Below are 17,892 nucleotides of genomic sequence, written 5' to 3'. Positions count from 1 at the left end.
TGCGGCCCATTCTCAGGCCAGCGCTTCGCGTGGCTTGCCCAGCATACGGTCACAAACCACGGCTACCGCCAGGGTCGCCACCGAAGGCACCAGCCAGGCCAGGCCCTGATCGCTCAACGGCAGATGGGCCAGAGCGTCTGGCAGCCAGTGCGCCAGGGTGGTGCCCTTGATCGCATCAACCATGCCGAACAGCAGCGACACCAGCATTACCGGGGCCAGGATTCGGACCTGGGAATTCCACAGTTCCTTGCAGAAGCTCAGGCCCACCACCACGATGCACGGCGGATAGATGGCGGTCAGCACGGGAATCGAGAACATGATCAGCTTGGTCAGGCCCAGGTTGGAGATCAGCAGCGAGAAGCCGCACAGGATCACCACCAGAGTGCGGTAGGACAACGGCAATACCTGGCTGAAGTACTCGGCACAGGCACACGTCAGACCTACGGCGGTAACCAGGCAGGCCAATGCAATCAGCACAGCAAGGAAGCCGCTGCCCAGAGAGCCAAAGGTGTGCTGCACGTAAGCATGCAGAACCGCTGCACCGTTGGTCGCGCCGGCGGCGATTTCATGGCTGCTCGCACCCAGGCGGAACAGGCTGATGTACACCAGCGCCAGGCCGACACCGGCGATCAGGCCGGCGATGATGGCGTAACGGGTAATCAGCCGCGGCGACTCGACCCCACGGGAACGAATGGCATTGACGATAACGATACCGAACACCAGCGCGCCGAGGGTATCCATGGTCAGGTAACCATTGATAAAGCCCTGGGAAAATGCCGACGCCTCATAGGCAGGCATTGCGTCACCACTGGTACCGGCCGGCAGCATGAAGGCGGCAATGCCCAGAGCGGCCAGGGCGATGATCTTCAGCGGCGCCAGGAAGCGGCCTACGGTGTCGAGCAACTTGCCCGGGTACATGGACACGGCCAGCACGACCAGGAAGTACACCAGGCTGTAGATGAACAGCGCCGTCGGGCTTTCGCCGGTCAGTGGCGCCAGGCCGACTTCAAACGACACCGTAGCGGTGCGCGGGGTGGCGAACAGCGGGCCGACCGACAGGTAGCAGACCGCCGCCAGCAAGCCACCGGCAATCTTGCCGATAGGACTGCTCAGCGCGTCCATGCCACCACCGACCTTGGCCAGGGCGATAACCGTAATCACCGGCAAGCCTACCGCAGTGATCAGGAAGCCCAATGCCGCCATCCACACATGCGGACCGGACTGCAGACCGACGATCGGCGGGAAGATGATATTGCCCGCACCGACGAACAACGCGAACGTCATAAAACCAAGCGCCAGGATGTCCTGGCCTTTCAACACTTTCATTAAGGAAATACCACACTTCTGAAATCGGGATTTAGAGAGGGATTTCCCCTGGGGTGAGGGAAAATGTAGCCCGTCCGGATGAGACAAGCCCTTTAAAGCATGCCCGTACCCTTTTGGGGTACCGACACGAAAGTGCGCACAGTGTAACCAAGTTGCACCGAGCGCGCACCGCTACCGGACAAGGTGTCCGATGAGCGCATCTGTTTGTCGCCTTGATGACAGCAAATCGAGGTATCACTTGGTAGCACCCCGGTAGGAGCGGGCTTGCCCCGCGATCGCGGTTTGACTGGCACATCGCACTCGCGGGGCAAGCCCGCTCCCACCGATGCTTCGGCACCCAAAAACAAAAAGGCCACCCGAAGGTGGCCTTTTTGCTTACTGGGCAGCGATTACTTCTTTACTTCCCAGCCAGTCAGCTCGGCCAGGGCCTTGCCGATGTCTGCCAGCGAACGCACGGTTTTCACACCAGCGTCTTGCAGAGCAGCGAATTTCTCGTCTGCAGTACCTTTGCCGCCGGAGATGATTGCGCCGGCGTGGCCCATACGCTTGCCCGCAGGAGCGGTAACACCAGCGATGTAGGAAACCACAGGCTTGGTCACGTTTGCCTTGATGTAGGCAGCCGCTTCTTCTTCAGCCGAACCGCCGATCTCACCGATCATGACGATCGCTTCGGTCTTCGGGTCTTCCTGGAACAGCTTCAGGATGTCGATGAAGTTCGAGCCCGGGATCGGGTCACCACCGATACCGACGCAGGTGGACTGACCGAAACCGGCGTCAGTGGTCTGCTTGACCGCTTCGTAGGTCAGGGTGCCGGAACGCGAAACGATACCGACCTTGCCTGGCAAGTGGATGTGACCTGGCATGATGCCGATCTTGCACTCGCCCGGAGTGATGACGCCTGGGCAGTTAGGGCCGATCAGGGTAACACCCAGCTCGTCGCACTTGACCTTGGCATCGAGCATGTCCAGGGTAGGAATGCCTTCGGTGATGCAGACGATCAGCTTGATGCCGCCGAATGCAGCTTCCAGGATCGAGTCTTTGCAGAAAGGAGCCGGAACGTAAATGACCGAAGCGTCAGCACCGGTAGCCGCAACGGCTTCTTTAACGGTGTTGAACACTGGCAGGCCCAGGTGAGTGGTGCCGCCTTTGCCCGGAGTCACGCCGCCAACCATCTTGGTGCCGTAGGCGATGGCTTGTTCGGAGTGGAAAGTACCTTGCGAGCCGGTGAAGCCCTGGCAGATGACTTTGGTGTCTTTATTGATCAGGACGCTCATTACTTGCCCTCCGCAGCTTTGACAACTTGTTGAGCAGCGTCGGTCAGGCTGGTTGCCGCAATGATGTTCAAACCGCTTTCTGCCAGTACTTTAGCACCCAGTTCAGCGTTGTTACCTTCCAGGCGAACAACAACCGGCACTTTCACGCCGACTTCTTTCACTGCACCGATGATGCCTTCGGCAATCATGTCGCAACGAACGATGCCGCCGAAGATGTTGACCAGAACGGCCGCGACATTGCTGTCGGACAGGATGATCTTGAAGGCTTCGGTAACGCGCTCTTTGGTAGCACCACCACCTACGTCGAGGAAGTTGGCTGGCTTGCCGCCGTGCAGGTTGACGATGTCCATGGTGCCCATGGCCAGGCCAGCACCGTTGACCATGCAGCCGATGTTGCCTTCCAGAGCCACGTAGTTCAGCTCGAAGCTGGCAGCGTGGGCTTCACGAGGATCGTCCTGCGACGGGTCGTGGAAGGTTTTCAGCTTAGGCTGACGGTACATGGCGTTAGCGTCGATGTTGATTTTCGCATCGAGGCAGTGCAGGTCGCCGTCGGCCTTGATGACCAGCGGGTTTACTTCCAGCAGGGCCAGGTCGTGTTCTTTGAACAGCTTGGCCAGGCCGACGAAAATCTTGGCGAACTGTGCAACTTGCTTGCCTTCCAGACCCAGCTGGAACGCCAGTTCACGACCCTGGAATGGCTGAGCGCCAACCAGCGGATCGATAGTAGCCTTGATGATCTTCTCAGGAGTCTCGTGAGCGACTTTCTCGATGTCCACGCCACCTTCGGTGGAGGCCATGAACACGATACGACGGCTCGAACGGTCGACTACAGCGCCCAGGTACAGCTCTTTGGCGATGTCAGTGCAGGATTCGACCAGGATCTTGGTCACTGGCTGACCGTTGGCATCAGTCTGGTAGGTCACCAGACGCTTGCCCAACCACTGCGCAGCGAACGCCTTGGCGTCTTCTTTGCTGCGAACCAGCTTGACGCCGCCCGCTTTACCGCGACCACCGGCGTGAACCTGGGCTTTGACAACCCACTCGGTGCCACCGATCTTTTCGCAGGCTTCTGCGGCAGCTTCAGGGGTGTCGACTGCGAAACCCTTGGAAACTGGCAGGCCGTATTCAGCGAACAGCTGCTTACCCTGATACTCGTGAAGATTCATGCTTTTTACCGTCTTCGTTAGGTACTGCGCTTCGGCGCTGCCTCTTTAAGAGTGCCGCGCCACCTGTGACCACTTGCCCCCGGTATGCTCCGGGAGTTCGAGTCCGGCGGACTTTCCGCGGTGAGTCATGCACGCAAGACTCACGACGGGCCACCCGCCGTGGTTTCTTATTGTTTAACGCTTCTTACGGTTGGCTACGTGAATGGCACCGCCATTCACAGCCAGCGCGGCTTCATGCAGCGCTTCGGACAGGGTCGGATGGGAGAAAACCATCATGCCCAGGTCTTCGGCGCTGGTGCCGAATTCCATTGCGATTGCACCCTGTTGCACCAGTTCGGCAGCCGATGGGCCAATCACGTGTACACCCAGAACGCGGTCGGTCTTGGCATCGGCGATGACCTTGACGAAACCACCGGTGTCGTTGGCCGCCATCGCACGGCCGCTGGCCGCGAACGGGAAGGTGCCCACGTTAACCTCAACGCCTTCAGCCTTCAAGGTCTGTTCGGTTTTACCGACCCACGCGATTTCCGGGTGAGTGTAGATAACCGACGGGATCAGGTCGTAGTTCATCTGGGCTTTGTGGCCCTTGATGCGCTCGACAACCATGATGCCCTCTTCCGAGGCCTTGTGCGCCAGCATCATGCCACGAACCACGTCACCGATGGCGTAAACGCCCGGTACGCTGGTCGCGCAATGATCGTCGACGAAGATGAAACCACGCTCGTCGATGGTCACGCCGCTGTCGGCAGCCAGCAGATCAGTGGTCACTGGACGACGGCCGACCGCAACGATCAGCTTGTCGAAGGTGATTTTCTGTTCGCCGTTGGCATCGGTGTAGGTCACTTCGACTTCAGCGCCGTTGACCTTGGAGCCGGTCACGCGAGCGCCCAGCTTGATGTCCAGACCTTGTTTGGTCAGGGTCTTCAGCGCTTCCTTGGAGACGGCAGCGTCAGCGGCCATCAGGAAGGTGTCCAGCGCTTCCAGAACGGTAACTTCTGCGCCCAGGCGAGCCCAGACCGAACCCAGCTCCAGACCGATAACACCAGCACCGATAACACCCAGGCGCTTAGGTACGGTTTGGAATTCCAGGGCGCCGGTGGAGTCGACGATGACGTTCTGGTCGACCGGAGCCGGTGGAATGTCGATCGGACGCGAGCCGGAAGCCAGGATCACGTTTTCGGCTTCGATGATTTCGGTGGTGCCGTCAGCCTTGGTAACTTCGACTTTCTTGCCAGCCAGCAGCTTGCCGTGGCCCTGGATCGAAGTAACGCCGTTAGCCTTGAACAGGGTGGCAACACCGCCGGTCAGGTTCTTGACGATGCCGGCTTTACGGCCAACCATCGCCGCGACGTCCATTTTGACTTCGCCGGTGGAGATACCGTGGACGTTGAAGCTCTCTTTGGCTTCCTTGTACTTCCAGGAGCTGTCCAGCAGCGCCTTGGACGGAATGCAACCCACGTTCAGGCAGGTACCGCCGAGGGCCAGTTTGCCTTCGCCGTCAGTGTACTTCTCGATACAGGCAGTGCTCAGACCGAGCTGCGCGGCCTTGATAGCAGCTACGTAGCCGCCAGGACCTGCGCCAATCACTACCACGTCGAATTTCTGGGTCATAAAAGATTCCTTTTAGCTTCAAGCGGCAAGCCTCAAGCGGCAAGCGGCGTAGCCCTCAGGGGCCCGCCGCTTGCCGCTCGCGGCCGCGTTTTAGATGTCCAGCAGCAGACGAGCCGGGTCTTCCAGCAGGTTCTTGATGGTCACCAGGAAGGTCACGGCTTCTTTACCGTCGATCAGGCGGTGATCGTAGGACAGTGCCAGGTACATCATCGGACGGATAACGACCTGACCATTGACGGCCATTGGACGCTGGATGATGTTGTGCATGCCCAGGATAGCGGCCTGTGGCGGGTTGACGATCGGAGTCGACATCATCGAACCGAAGGTACCACCGTTGGTGATGGTGAAAGTACCGCCGGTCATTTCGTCGATCGACAGCTTGCCGTCGCGGGCTTTCTTGCCGAAGGTAGCGATGCCGTTTTCGATTTCAGCCAGGCTCATCAGCTCGGCATTACGCAGAACCGGTACCACCAGGCCACGGTCGCTGGAAACGGCAACGCCGATGTCCGCATAGCCGTGGTAGACGATGTCGGAACCGTCGATCGAAGCGTTGACTGCCGGGAAGCGTTTCAGCGCTTCGGTGGCGGCCTTGACGAAGAACGACATGAAGCCCAGGCGAACGCCGTTGTGGGTCTTCTCGAACAGGTCCTTGTACTTCGAACGCAGGGCCATGACTTCGGTCATGTCCACTTCGTTGAAGGTGGTCAGCATGGCCATGTTCGACTGTGCTTCAACCAGGCGCTTGGCCACGGTGGCACGCACACGGGTCATCGGCACGCGCTTCTCGGTACGATCGCCAGTAGCAACGATCGGTGCAGCGGCAGCAGCGGCAGGCTTGGCAGCTGGAGCGGCAGCCGGAGCGGATTTCTTCGCTTCGATGGCAGCTACAACGTCTTCCTTGGTGATGCGACCGTCTTTACCGGTGCCCTTGATGCTGTTCAGTGCGATGCCGTTCTCTTCGGCCAGCTTGCGAGCAGCCGGCGCGCCGATGGCGTCTTCGTCACCAGCGGCAGCGGCAGCAGGTGCAGCAGCGGCAGCCGGAGCGGCAGCAGCGGCAGGCGCAGCAGCGGCAACGCCACCTTCTTCGATCGAGCCCAGGACTTCGTCGGAGAGGACGGTTTCGCCCTCGCCCTTGACGATAGCGCCCAGTACGCCGTCAGCGGTAGCCAGTACTTCCAGGACAACCTTGTCAGTCTCGATGTCGACGATCAGTTCGTCACGCTTGACTGCTTCGCCCGGTTGTTTGTGCCAGGTGGCAACGGTGCCATCGGCAACCGATTCCGGGAAAGTAGGGGCTTTGATCTCGATAGCCATTATCAGTGGTTCCTTAAATTCGGTTTCTGGTGCGCGATGGCATTAAACAGTGAAGGCATCTTGCAGCAGTTTTTCCTGCTGCTCGGCGTGCATCGAAGCGTAACCACAAGCAGGTGCTGCCGAAGCATCACGACCGGCGTATTCCAGGACCAGCTCTTTATTGTGGCGGGTCAGGATACGGCGCATGTGGTGCTGACTGCTGTACCAGGCACCCTGGTTCATCGGCTCTTCCTGGCACCACACCACATCCTTGAGATTGGTGTACGGCGCGAGGATCTCGACCAGATCGTCCTCAGGGAATGGATACAGTTGCTCGATACGCACGACGGCGATGTCTTCGCGGCCTTCGGCACGGCGTTTTTCCAGCAGATCGTAGTAGACCTTGCCCGAGCACAGGACCAGGCGAGTGACCTTTTTCGGATCGAGGGTATCGATTTCCGGGATCACGGTCTGGAACGAGCCTTCGGCCAGTTCTTCCAGGGTCGAGATGGCCAGCTTGTGGCGCAGCAGCGACTTTGGCGTCAGCACGATCAGCGGCTTGCGCAGCGGACGGATGACCTGACGACGCAGCAGGTGGTAGATCTGAGCCGGCGTGGTCGGTACGCAAACCTGGACGTTGTGCTCGGCGCACAACTGCAGGTAACGCTCCAGACGTGCCGAAGAGTGCTCAGGCCCCTGCCCTTCATAACCGTGTGGCAGCAGCATGGTCAGACCGCACAGACGGCCCCACTTGTGCTCGCCGCTGGTGATGAACTGGTCGACAACCACCTGGGCACCGTTGGCGAAGTCGCCGAACTGGGCTTCCCAGATCACCAGCGCGTTTGGCGTGGTGGTGGAGTAGCCGTATTCGAAGGCCAGTACCGCTTCTTCCGACAGGAAGGAGTCGTACAGGTCGAATTTAGGCTGACCGGCGTACAGGTTCTGCAGTGGCAGGTAGGTGCTGGCATCTTTCTGGTTGTGCAATACCGCATGGCGGTGGGAGAAAGTGCCGCGACCGATATCCTGACCCGTCATGCGGATCGGATGACCTTCAAACAGCAGGGTCGCGTAGGCCATGGTTTCGGCGTAGCCCCAGTTGATCGGCAAACCACCGGCCTGCATCTTCTGGCGATCTTCGTAGATCTTCGAAACCTGACGCTGAACCACGAAACCTTCCGGCAGTTCCAGCAGCTTGGCCGACAGTTCCTGCAGGGTCTTCAGATCGAAGCGGGTGTCGTGACGCGCGGTCCAGGTGTGACCCAGGTACGGACGCCAGTCAACGAACAGCTCTTTGTTCGGCTCTTTGACCAGGCTTTTTACTACGTGCAGACCGTTGTCCAGCGCGTTGCGGTACTCGTCGACCTTGGCCTGAACGCGTGCAGCATCGAGGCTACCCGATTTGGTCAGAGCCTCGGCATACAGCTCGCGAGTGGTGCGCTGTTTGGCGATCTGCTGGTACATCAGCGGCTGGGTGCCGTTCGGCTCGTCGGCCTCGTTGTGGCCGCGACGACGGTAGCAGACCATGTCGATGACCACGTCACGCTTGAACTGCATGCGGTAGTCAACGGCCAGCTGGGTCACGAACAGCACCGCCTCTGGGTCATCACCGTTGACGTGCAGGATCGGCGCCTGAATCATTTTGGCGACGTCTGTAGCGTACTCGGTGGAACGCGAGTCCAGCGGGTTGCTGATGGTGAAACCAACCTGGTTGTTGATCACGATGTGCACGGTACCGCCGGTCTTGAAACCGCGGGTCTGCGACATCTGGAAGGTTTCCATGACCACACCTTGACCGGCGAATGCCGCGTCACCGTGGATGGAAATCGGCAGTACCTTGTCGCCAACGGTGTCGTTGCGACGGTCCTGACGGGCACGTACCGAACCTTCAACCACTGGCGAGACGATCTCCAGGTGCGAAGGGTTGAACGCCATGGCCAGGTGAACTTCACCGCCGGCGGTCATCACGTTGGACGAGAAGCCCTGGTGGTATTTAACGTCACCGGAACCCAGCTCGACCTTCTTCTTGCCTTCGAACTCGTCGAACAGCTCGCGCGGGTTCTTGCCAAAGGTGTTGACCAGCACGTTCAGACGGCCACGGTGGGCCATGCCGATGACAACTTCCTTGGTACCGTAAGAACCGGAACGCTGAATCAGTTCGTCCAGCATCGGAATCAGGCTTTCGCCGCCTTCCAGGCCGAAACGCTTGGTGCCCGGGTATTTGGTACCCAGGTACTTTTCCAGACCTTCTGCTGCGGTTACGCGCTCGAGCAGGTGGCTCTGCACATCCGCGGAGAAAGCCGGGCGGCCACGAACGCTCTCCAGACGCTGCTGGAACCAGCTGCGCTGCTCGGAATCGACGATGTGGGTAAATTCGGCGCCAATGGTGCGGCAATATGTCTGCTGCAAAGCGTCGAAAATTTCGCGTAGGCTCGCTTCCTCTTTGCCGATGAACAGGTCGCCGGCACGGAAGGTCGTATCAAGATCGGCATTGGTCAAGCCGTAGTGATTGATCGACAGGTCTACTGGCGCAGGGCGCTGCCACAACCCCAGGGGGTCGAGCTTGGCGGCTTGGTGGCCGCGCATACGGTAGGCCTGGATCAGTCGCAGAACTTCAACCTGCTTCTTCTCGTGTTCACTGCTCACGCTCCCGGCGGAAACCGGTTGGGCGCGGCGCTGGTTCTTTGCCAGCAGTACGAAATGGTCGCGGATTGTAGAGTGCGATACATCGGTAGCGGTGCTGCCTTCGGCGGGCAACTTCTGGAAGTAAGTGCGCCACTCTTCTGGCACAGCGTTAGGGTCGTGCAGGTAGAGCTCGTAGAGCTCTTCCACATATGCAGCGTTACCACCTGAAAGGTGGGCGCTTTCCCACATGCGCTGCATCACGCTTTCTTGCATGCTTGGTCACCCTCGGTTAGGGGACGGATCGGCGAGAGCCATAGCAAGCCTGGAAAAGCCCAATGCAGCGACCGAACCAAGCCACCAAGGATCCCACAGATTTTCCGGGTACCAGCCCGGAAGCCCCTGCTGGTCTCATATCTTCATAGGTAAAAGCTCGGGCTTTTTGGGCCCTTGCTCGGGTTTCACCTTGGTGCGGGCCAGGGCCCGCACCTCGGCGTGCTACGGGTACAACATTTTAAAAATCAGACACCGCTCTGCAGCAGCATGTTACGTACGTGGCCGATTGCCTTGGTCGGGTTCAGACCTTTAGGGCAAACGTTTACGCAGTTCATGATCCCGCGGCAGCGGAATACGCTGAACGGGTCGTCCAGCGAAGCCAGACGTTCCTGGGTCTTGGTGTCACGGCTGTCGGCCAGGAAACGGTAGGCCTGCAGCAGTGCAGCTGGACCGAGGAACTTGTCAGGGTTCCACCAGAACGATGGGCAGGAGGTCGAGCAGCAAGCGCACAGGATGCACTCGTACAGACCGTCCAGCTTCTCACGCTCTTCCGGCGACTGCAGACGCTCGATGGCCGGAGCCGGCGTGTCGTTCTGCAGGAATGGCTTCACCTTCTCGTACTGCTTGTAGAAGATGCTCATATCAACGACCAGGTCACGAATGACCGGCAAACCAGGCAGCGGACGGATGATCAGCTTGTTACGCTTGACCACTGCCGACAGCGGGGTGATGCAGGCCAGGCCGTTCTTGCCGTTGATGTTCATGCCGTCGGAGCCGCAAACACCTTCGCGGCAAGAACGACGATACGAGAAACCTTCATCCTGTTCTTTGATCAGTGCCAACACATCCAGCACCATCAGGTCTTTACCACCGGTATCGACCTGGAACGTCTGCATCTTCGGCGCAGCGTCGGTATCGGGGTTGTAACGATAGACTTCGACTTGCAACATAGCGACCACCCCTTAGTAAGTCCGGACTTTTGGCTCGAACGCCGGTACGGTTTTCGGCGCGAAGTTGACGGCGCGCTTGGCAACGCGTTTTTCGCCCGGGAAGTACAGGGTGTGGCACAGCCAGTTTTCGTCGTCGCGGTCTTCGAAGTCTTCACGGGCGTGGGCACCGCGGGACTCTTTACGAACTTCTGCAGCGATTGCAGTGGCTTCAGCGACTTCCAGCAGGTTCTGCAGCTCCAGCGCTTCGATACGCGCGGTGTTGAAGGCCTGGGACTTGTCGTTGATCTTGACGTTGGCGATCCGCTCACGCAGTTGCGCCAGCTGCTCGATACCCTTCTGCATGTATTCGCCGGTACGGAATACACCGAAGTAGTTCTGCATGCAGCTTTGCAGCTCGCGACGCAGGGTAGCCACGTCTTCACCGGTGTTGCGCTCGTTGAGCTTGTTCAGGCGGCTCAGGGCAACGTCGATGTCGGTGTCGCTGGCGTCGAGGTATTCGATACCATCGGACAGCGCTTTTTCCAGGTGCAGGCCAGCAGCACGACCGAAGACCACCAGGTCGAGCAGCGAGTTGCCGCCCAGACGGTTGGCACCGTGAACCGATACGCAGGCTACTTCGCCTACGGCGAACAGACCCGGGATGATCTGGTCAACGCCATCGGCGTCTTGAGTCATCGCCTGACCATGAATGTTGGTGGCAACGCCGCCCATCATGTAGTGGCAGGTCGGAACAACAGGAACCGGAGCAACAACCGGGTCAACGTGAGCGAAGGTCTTGGACAGTTCACAGATGCCTGGCAGGCGGCTGTGCAGTACTTCTTCGCCCAGGTGGTCGAGCTTGAGCATCACGTGGTCGCCGTTAGGGCCACAGCCGTTACCGGCGATGATCTCTTTAACCATGGAACGGGCCACAACGTCACGACCGGCGAGGTCTTTGGCGTTAGGCGCATAACGTTCCATGAAACGCTCGCCATGCTTGTTGATCAGATAACCGCCTTCACCACGGCAACCTTCGGTAACCAGTACACCGGCGCCGGCGATGCCGGTCGGGTGGAACTGCCACATCTCGATGTCCTGGACAGGAACGCCGGCACGCAGGGCCATGCCGATACCGTCGCCGGTGTTGATCAGGGCGTTGGTGGTCGAGGAGTAGATACGGCCTGCACCGCCAGTGGCCAGTACGGTGGCCTTGGCTTTGATGTACAGGGTTTCGCCGGTTTCGATGCAGATTGCGATCACACCGACGAACGCACCTTCCTGGTTCTTCACCAGGTCTACGGCGTAGTACTCGTTCAGGAAGGTGGTGCCTGCTTTCAGGTTGCCCTGGTACAGGGTGTGCAGCAGCGCGTGACCGGTACGGTCGGAAGCGGCACAGGTACGGGCGGCCTGGCCACCTTTACCGTAGTCCTTGGACTGGCCACCGAACGGACGCTGATAGATACGGCCGGTTTCGGTACGCGAGAACGGCAGACCCATGTGGTCCAGTTCGAAGACCGCAGCCGGGCCTTCCTGACACATGTATTCGATAGCGTCCTGGTCACCGATGTAGTCGGAACCTTTGACGGTATCGTACATGTGCCAGCGCCAGTCATCGTTCGGGTCGGCCGAAGCGATGGCGCAGGTGATGCCACCCTGGGCCGATACGGTGTGCGAACGGGTCGGGAAGACCTTGGTGATCACGGCAGTCTTGTGACCGCCCTGAGCCAGCTGCAGCGCAGCGCGCATGCCGGCACCACCACCACCAATAATGATGGCGTCGAATGAAATCGTAGGAATGTTAGCCATGAATCAGATACCCCAGAGAATCTGCACACCCCAGACGAAGTACGCGAACATCGCGACACCACATACCGCCTGGAACAGGAAACGTACGGCAGTCGCCGACTTGCCCAGCGCCATCGGCGTCAGGTAGTCGGTAGCAATGGTCCACATGCCGACCCAGGCGTGAGCGCCCAGGGCAACCAGTGCCAGCAGACTGAAAATACGCATCGCGTTGTTGGAGAACAGAGCGTGCCACTGGGCAAACTCGATGCCCGGGTGCGCGACCAGGTATCCGATCAGGAAAATGAAATAAGCCGCGAGAACGACCGCAGAAACACGCTGCGCCATCCAGTCATAGAGGCCCGAACGCGAGAGGTTCGTGACGTTGGTTACCATATCCAAACTCCTGCCAGCACAATCACCACCACAGAAACGGCGATGATAATTTTCGAGCCCAGTCGGCCGCCTTCCAGCGTTTCACCGATGCCCATGTCCATGATCAAGTGGCGCACACCGGCTACCAAGTGATACAGCAAGGCGGACAGGAGGCCCCATGCCACGAACTTGGCCAGCGGACTGGTCAAGCATGCCTTCACCTCGGCGAAACCTTCCTCCGAACCCAGGGATTTGCCCAATGCATAAAGCATGATGCCAAGGCCCAGGAAGAGGATGATGCCGGATACACGGTGAAGAAATGACGTAACGCCGGTAATGGGGAGTTTGATGGTCCTTAGGTCTAGGTTTACAGGTCGTTGGCTTTTCACGGCTTTTTTCACACTGAAGAGCCCCTAGCAAGCAGGGCAAAGTTGTTGGTAAGTGTACTGGTCAGGTACCCACCACCCAGGGAGTGACGACCCCAGCAACACGGGCTTGCAAGCCCCTGGCGGTCGGGGGCCGATTATAGACAGTTAGGCTACTAATGACAACGCAAGGCCCTAGCCCAAATAGCGCATTGCCTTTAGCGGATAAAAGGCGTAAACGGGCGGCAATTTCGAGGAAAAACCACGCCCAAAGCCCTTTACAACCGTGCTTTAGGCAAATTGACATTCGAATTTATCTCACTATAGTGGTGCGGGCCCTGCGTGGGGGGTCTGTCTGATGATTTCAAGCATTAATAGGAGGCCACATGGCTGACAAAAAAGCGCAGTTGGTCATCGAGGGCGCAGCCCCCGTCGAGCTGCCCATTTTAACCGGCACCGTTGGTCCCGATGTTATCGACGTTAGAGGGTTGGGGGCCACGGGTCACTTCACTTTCGACCCTGGTTTCATGGCGACCGCATCCTGCGAGTCGAAGATCACTTATATCGACGGCGACAAGGGTATCCTGCTGCATCGCGGCTATCCGATCGAACAGCTCGCCGAGAAATCCGATTACCTCGAGACCTGCTACCTGCTGCTCAACGGCGAACTGCCGAATGCCGAGCAGAAGGCTCAGTTCGTCAGCACCGTGAAGAATCACACCATGGTGCACGAGCAGTTGAAGTCCTTCTTCAACGGCTTCCGCCGCGACGCCCACCCGATGGCCGTCATGTGCGGCGTGGTCGGCGCCCTGTCGGCGTTCTACCATGACTCGTTGGACATCAATAACCCGCAGCACCGCGAAATCTCCGCGGTTCGCCTGGTCGCCAAAATGCCGACCCTGGCGGCGATGGTGTACAAGTACTCCATGGGCCAACCCATGATGTACCCGCGCAACGACCTGTCGTACGCGGAAAACTTCCTGCACATGATGTTCAACACCCCGTGCGAGATCAAACCGATCAGCCCGGTACTGGCCAAGGCAATGGACCGGATCTTCATCCTCCACGCCGACCACGAGCAGAACGCTTCGACCTCCACCGTCCGTCTGGCCGGTTCGTCGGGCGCCAACCCGTTCGCCTGTATCGCTGCCGGTATCGCTGCACTCTGGGGCCCGGCTCACGGCGGCGCCAACGAAGCCGTGCTGACCATGCTCGATGAAATCGGCGATGTCTCGAACATCGACAAATTCATCGCCAAGGCCAAAGACAAGAACGATCCGTTCAAGTTGATGGGCTTCGGTCACCGCGTCTACAAGAACCGTGACCCACGCGCTACCGTGATGAAGCAGACCTGCGACGAAGTCCTGCGCGAGCTGGGCATCAAGAACGACCCGCAGCTGGAACTGGCCATGCGCCTGGAAGAGATCGCCCTGACCGATCCGTACTTCATCGAGCGCTCGCTGTACCCGAACGTCGACTTCTACTCGGGGATCATCCTCAAGGCGATCGGCATTCCGACCAGCATGTTCACCGTGATCTTCGCCCTGGCGCGTACCGTCGGCTGGATCTCGCACTGGAAAGAAATGCTCTCCAGCCCGTACAAGATTGGCCGTCCACGCCAGCTGTACACCGGCTACGAGTCGCGCGACATCACCAAGCTGGAAGACCGCAAGTAAGCCCTGCGCTGAACACGAAAAAAGGCTGCCCTCGGGCAGCCTTTTTTATTTCATCACTGTTGGATACAGTCACCACAAACCAAAAACCCTGAGCAACTGTACCCCTCGAATCAAGGTTTCTCAGCCTTCGCCTTCAGCGCCTTCAAGGTATTGAACGGCGCATCCACGACAAACTTGTTCGCCACCATTGACGGCACGCTGCCACCTGGCTCGGTGTGCACCTGGTACGTCACCTCGGTACCACCGTCCTTGGGTTGCAGCTTCCAGAAACCCTGGACCTTGGCCACACGCACAAAGCCCTTCTCTTCAGGCAGATACTTCGGCACACCTTCAAGCTTGCGGGTCAAGCTGCCATCCGCCTCCTCAGTGGTGGTGACGTGCAGAATGGAGTCGCGCGGGGTGACCGGCCATGGCGTATTGAACTGCGTGTAAGTCCAGCTCTGATCGCCTTCAGTCTTGAGCAGTTTTTGCGACTTGCACTCATGAATCCAGGCGCAAGCTCCCACGACGTCCTCCTGCAGAGCCCTGACTTTCGCCAGCGGTGCCTTGATCAGCGTTACGCCGCGATAGGCTTTATAGTCGGAACCGGCAACCTCCGTCAGATCGATCTTGATCCCGTCTTCGTTCTTGGCCTGCTTCCAGTCCTCGGCATGGGCCAGCGGCAGCAGCGCCACGCCAAGACCCATGATCAGTGCCACTTGCTTAAACGATCCCATTCTATTGTTCCTTATTGTCGAAGATCCACGTTTCAAGCCGCCGTCATTTGCTCCAGCCACCCCAGGATTCTGATCGCCTCATCGCGATCACTGCCGCACACTTCCACATCAGCCTTGAAGCCGCCACACACTGCAGGTCGCTCGGGCTTGCCGAACAACCCGCACAGGTTGGCGAGCGACAGATGCAAGCAGCGCTCACCCGCCGGCTTGCCCTTGGGCATACCGGGTATCGGTGAGCTGATGGAGGGCGCGATGCAGCAAGCGCCACATCCTTCACGACAGTTCATGACAACAGAATCCTCGGTACAGCAAATGATCAATGAATCGGAATAGTAACCGCTTAAACGGCCGTTTGAAATTGCTGGAAACATGAAAACTCACGCAACCGGTCATGACTGACGGGTCAGTGCGACAACTATTGCTTGAACTCGAACTCGATCGCCGCGCCTTCGATATCCTGCTGACGCGCATCGTTACGCAGCTGCAGCTGCATTTCATTGCTCAGCAAGCGACCGTTGAGCTGAAACGGGCTGTCTGCGGGTGGCTTCTCGCCAAACAGATAAGGCAGCAGAGGCTTGGGCGTAGACACCGGATCCTGGGTCGGCGGCTTGAGGTCTTTGACCATGTCGGCCGGTAAACGCAGGTCCAGTTTGGCCCTCGGCAAGGGCGCGGGGGCAGCCCTGGATGACTTTGCCGCTTTATGCCGGACCGGCTTGACCTGCTTTTTCTGCACGACCGGCTTGGCTTTTGTCGAAGCGCTGGCCGGTTTTCCCGGCGTGGCAGCAGGTGGTGTCTGAGCCGTGGCGTTCCCGATACCCGCCAGCAGACCCAGCAAACACAGGAACAGGCCAACCCGAGACAAGGCTTTCATAGACACCGAAAATCATCCGCAAAGCGCTATATGCTCCTCGTTCCCGAGAGGGCTGGCAAGCTTATGGCACCACCCCTAGAAAAAGTTTGCCGCCCCAGACTCCTGACACAGCTGGCTAGCCAACATGCCCAAGGTCATCAAGGCGCGCTCCGCTTCGCGATTCCAGGGAATCCCGCAGTTCAGGCGGATGCAGTGGTTGAACTGCTCGGTGTTACTGAATATCAGCCCTGGGGCGATACTGATCCCCTGCTGCAGCGCACGTACGTGCAACTCCTGAGTATTGACCCGCCCCGGCAGGCTCACCCAGAGAATGAAACCGCCGGTCGGGCGGGTCATCTGTGTGCCTTCGGGGAAGTGCTGCTGCACCGCCAACTGATAGGCGCTGAGGTTTTTCCGGTACTCCTGGCGGATATAACGCAAGTGCCGGTCGTAACCGCCATTTTCAAGGTACGAAGCCACCCCCATCTGCGTCACACTGCAGGCCGAGTGCGTGGTGAAAGTCTGCAAGCGCTGGATTTCCGCCTGGTATTTACCGGCAATCATCCAGCCGATACGCACCCCGGGCGACAAGGTCTTGGAAAAGCTCGAGCAATAAATCACCCGCCCCAGGCGATCAAAGGCCTTGAGCGCTTTGGTCTTGCCCTGCTCGAACATCAGCTCGCCGTAGATATCGTCTTCGACAATCTGGATATCGAAGTCCGAAGCCAGGCGCAGCAATTGCTTCTGCCGGTCTTCCGGAATCGTGCCACCGAGCGGATTGCTCAGCCGCGCGGTCAACACCAACGCCTTGATCGACCATTGGTTGGCCGCAAGCTGTAGCGCCTCCAGACTGATGCCGGTAGACGGATCGCTGGGAATCTCGATCACCTTCAGCCCCAACAGATCGGCCAGTTGCAGCAAGCCATAATAAGTCGGTGATTCGGCGGCGATCAGATCACCCGGCTTGGTCAACACCCGCAGCGACATCTGCAACGCATCGACACAGCCATGGGTGACCACCACTTCACTGGGATCAACCACCACACCGGCATCACGCATGCGGATGGCGATCTGCCGGCGCAAAGGCTCAAAACCCGGGCTGAACATATAGCTGAACGCCCGCGGACTATGGAAACGAGTGACCTTGGCCAGTTGTTGATGCAGCGCCCGCACCGGCAAGTAGTCGACATGCGGCACCGCTGCGCCGAACGGGAACACACCGTCGCGCCGCGCTTCGGTCAGCACTTGCTGGATGATGCTGCTGCGGGTGACCAGACCGGGGCGCTCGACCCGGGCGATATCCGGGGTCTGCGCCGTCAGCGCCGGGGTCTGGTGCACATAATAGCCAGACTGCGGACGAGCGCGGATCAACCCCTGGTCTTCCAGGTTGGCATAGGCCTGCAGCACCGTGGCATGGCTGACATTGAGCTGCGAACTCATCTTGCGCACCGACGGCACCCGCTCGCCCGGCTGATAGACACCACGACGAATGTCTTCGGCCAGTTGCTGGGCGATGCGCTGGTAGAGCAACAGGTTGGTCATGATCGGTTCTCGACACGCAGGCAATGTAGTTATTTTTGTACGACTCGAAGTTCGAGCCAGAATACCGGAACAGTTGCAAAGTGTACTGGGAC

The 17,892-nt window shown here is 59.0% G+C and carries 15 protein-coding genes; 1 reads left to right on the top strand and 14 read right to left on the bottom strand.

Going from position 1 to position 17,892, the window contains the following annotated elements; translation table 11 throughout:
• Positions 1 to 12 precede the first annotated feature (12 nt).
• The 10 genes from brnQ to sdhC all read right to left on the bottom strand — a co-directional run bounded on the left by brnQ (position 13) and on the right by sdhC (position 13,052).
• Positions 13 to 1,326, bottom strand: coding sequence for a branched-chain amino acid transport system II carrier protein (gene brnQ / locus NPS47_RS11635; protein ID WP_274295103.1), 1,314 nt, complete (start codon positions 1,324 to 1,326; stop codon positions 13 to 15).
• A gap of 389 nt (positions 1,327 to 1,715) precedes the next feature.
• Positions 1,716 to 2,600, bottom strand: coding sequence for a succinate--CoA ligase subunit alpha (sucD, locus tag NPS47_RS11630; protein ID WP_038613108.1), 885 nt, complete (start codon positions 2,598 to 2,600; stop codon positions 1,716 to 1,718).
• A complete protein-coding gene (gene sucC, locus NPS47_RS11625) occupies positions 2,600 to 3,766 on the bottom strand; it encodes an ADP-forming succinate--CoA ligase subunit beta (RefSeq protein ID WP_274295102.1) in 1,167 nt (388 codons plus the stop codon). The genes sucD and sucC overlap by 1 nt, the downstream gene beginning before the upstream one ends.
• A gap of 174 nt (positions 3,767 to 3,940) precedes the next feature.
• The gene (gene lpdA, locus NPS47_RS11620) at positions 3,941 to 5,377 is read right to left on the bottom strand and encodes a dihydrolipoyl dehydrogenase (protein WP_274295101.1); all 1,437 of its coding nucleotides are present in this window, start codon (positions 5,375 to 5,377) and stop codon (positions 3,941 to 3,943) included.
• 90 nt (positions 5,378 to 5,467) lie between these two features.
• Complete coding sequence (gene odhB / locus NPS47_RS11615) at positions 5,468 to 6,691, bottom strand: 2-oxoglutarate dehydrogenase complex dihydrolipoyllysine-residue succinyltransferase (protein WP_274295100.1); 1,224 nt, start codon at positions 6,689 to 6,691, stop codon at positions 5,468 to 5,470.
• A gap of 42 nt (positions 6,692 to 6,733) precedes the next feature.
• Positions 6,734 to 9,565 carry a 2-oxoglutarate dehydrogenase E1 component gene (locus NPS47_RS11610; protein ID WP_274295099.1) on the bottom strand — a complete coding sequence of 944 codons (2,832 nt, stop codon included), beginning with the start codon at positions 9,563 to 9,565 and terminating at the stop codon, positions 6,734 to 6,736.
• A gap of 245 nt (positions 9,566 to 9,810) precedes the next feature.
• Positions 9,811 to 10,515: a succinate dehydrogenase iron-sulfur subunit gene (locus tag NPS47_RS11605; protein WP_107025472.1), complete on the bottom strand. Its 705-nt coding sequence runs from the start codon at positions 10,513 to 10,515 to the stop codon at positions 9,811 to 9,813.
• Positions 10,516 to 10,527: 12 nt separating this feature from the next.
• The gene (gene sdhA, locus NPS47_RS11600) at positions 10,528 to 12,300 is read right to left on the bottom strand and encodes a succinate dehydrogenase flavoprotein subunit (RefSeq protein WP_274295098.1); all 1,773 of its coding nucleotides are present in this window, start codon (positions 12,298 to 12,300) and stop codon (positions 10,528 to 10,530) included.
• Between the two features lie 3 nt (positions 12,301 to 12,303).
• Positions 12,304 to 12,672 carry a succinate dehydrogenase, hydrophobic membrane anchor protein gene (sdhD, locus tag NPS47_RS11595; protein WP_028945358.1) on the bottom strand — a complete coding sequence of 123 codons (369 nt, stop codon included), beginning with the start codon at positions 12,670 to 12,672 and terminating at the stop codon, positions 12,304 to 12,306.
• On the bottom strand, positions 12,666 to 13,052 hold the full coding sequence (gene sdhC / locus NPS47_RS11590; RefSeq protein WP_174446946.1) for a succinate dehydrogenase, cytochrome b556 subunit: 387 nt from the start codon (positions 13,050 to 13,052) through the stop codon (positions 12,666 to 12,668). Before sdhC ends, sdhD begins: the two co-directional genes overlap by 7 nt.
• 350 nt (positions 13,053 to 13,402) lie before the next feature.
• On the opposite strand from sdhC, the gene gltA reads away from it, so the two are divergent.
• Positions 13,403 to 14,692, top strand: a complete 1,290-nt coding sequence (gltA, locus tag NPS47_RS11585; protein ID WP_038613122.1) for a citrate synthase — start codon at positions 13,403 to 13,405, stop codon at positions 14,690 to 14,692.
• Between the two features lie 110 nt (positions 14,693 to 14,802).
• On the opposite strand, the gene NPS47_RS11580 is transcribed toward gltA, so the two are convergent.
• The 4 genes from NPS47_RS11580 to NPS47_RS11565 all read right to left on the bottom strand — a co-directional run bounded on the left by NPS47_RS11580 (position 14,803) and on the right by NPS47_RS11565 (position 17,800).
• Positions 14,803 to 15,408 (bottom strand): START domain-containing protein, encoded by a 606-nt coding sequence (locus NPS47_RS11580; protein WP_274295097.1) that lies wholly within the window; start codon positions 15,406 to 15,408, stop codon positions 14,803 to 14,805.
• A gap of 32 nt (positions 15,409 to 15,440) precedes the next feature.
• Entirely contained in the window at positions 15,441 to 15,695 is a 255-nt protein-coding gene (locus tag NPS47_RS11575) for a YkgJ family cysteine cluster protein (RefSeq protein WP_038613126.1), read from the bottom strand.
• A gap of 128 nt (positions 15,696 to 15,823) precedes the next feature.
• Complete coding sequence (locus tag NPS47_RS11570; RefSeq protein ID WP_274295096.1) at positions 15,824 to 16,279, bottom strand: translation initiation factor 2; 456 nt, start codon at positions 16,277 to 16,279, stop codon at positions 15,824 to 15,826.
• 75 nt (positions 16,280 to 16,354) lie between these two features.
• Complete coding sequence (locus NPS47_RS11565) at positions 16,355 to 17,800, bottom strand: PLP-dependent aminotransferase family protein (RefSeq protein WP_274295095.1); 1,446 nt, start codon at positions 17,798 to 17,800, stop codon at positions 16,355 to 16,357.
• Positions 17,801 to 17,892 lie beyond the last annotated feature (92 nt).

Source organism: Pseudomonas putida, assembly GCF_028682475.1.
In the GTDB taxonomy this organism is placed as follows: domain Bacteria; phylum Pseudomonadota; class Gammaproteobacteria; order Pseudomonadales; family Pseudomonadaceae; genus Aquipseudomonas; species Aquipseudomonas putida_AG.
The sequence above is the reverse complement of the archived record's forward strand: the minus strand, read 5'-3'. Positions and strand labels throughout refer to the sequence as shown.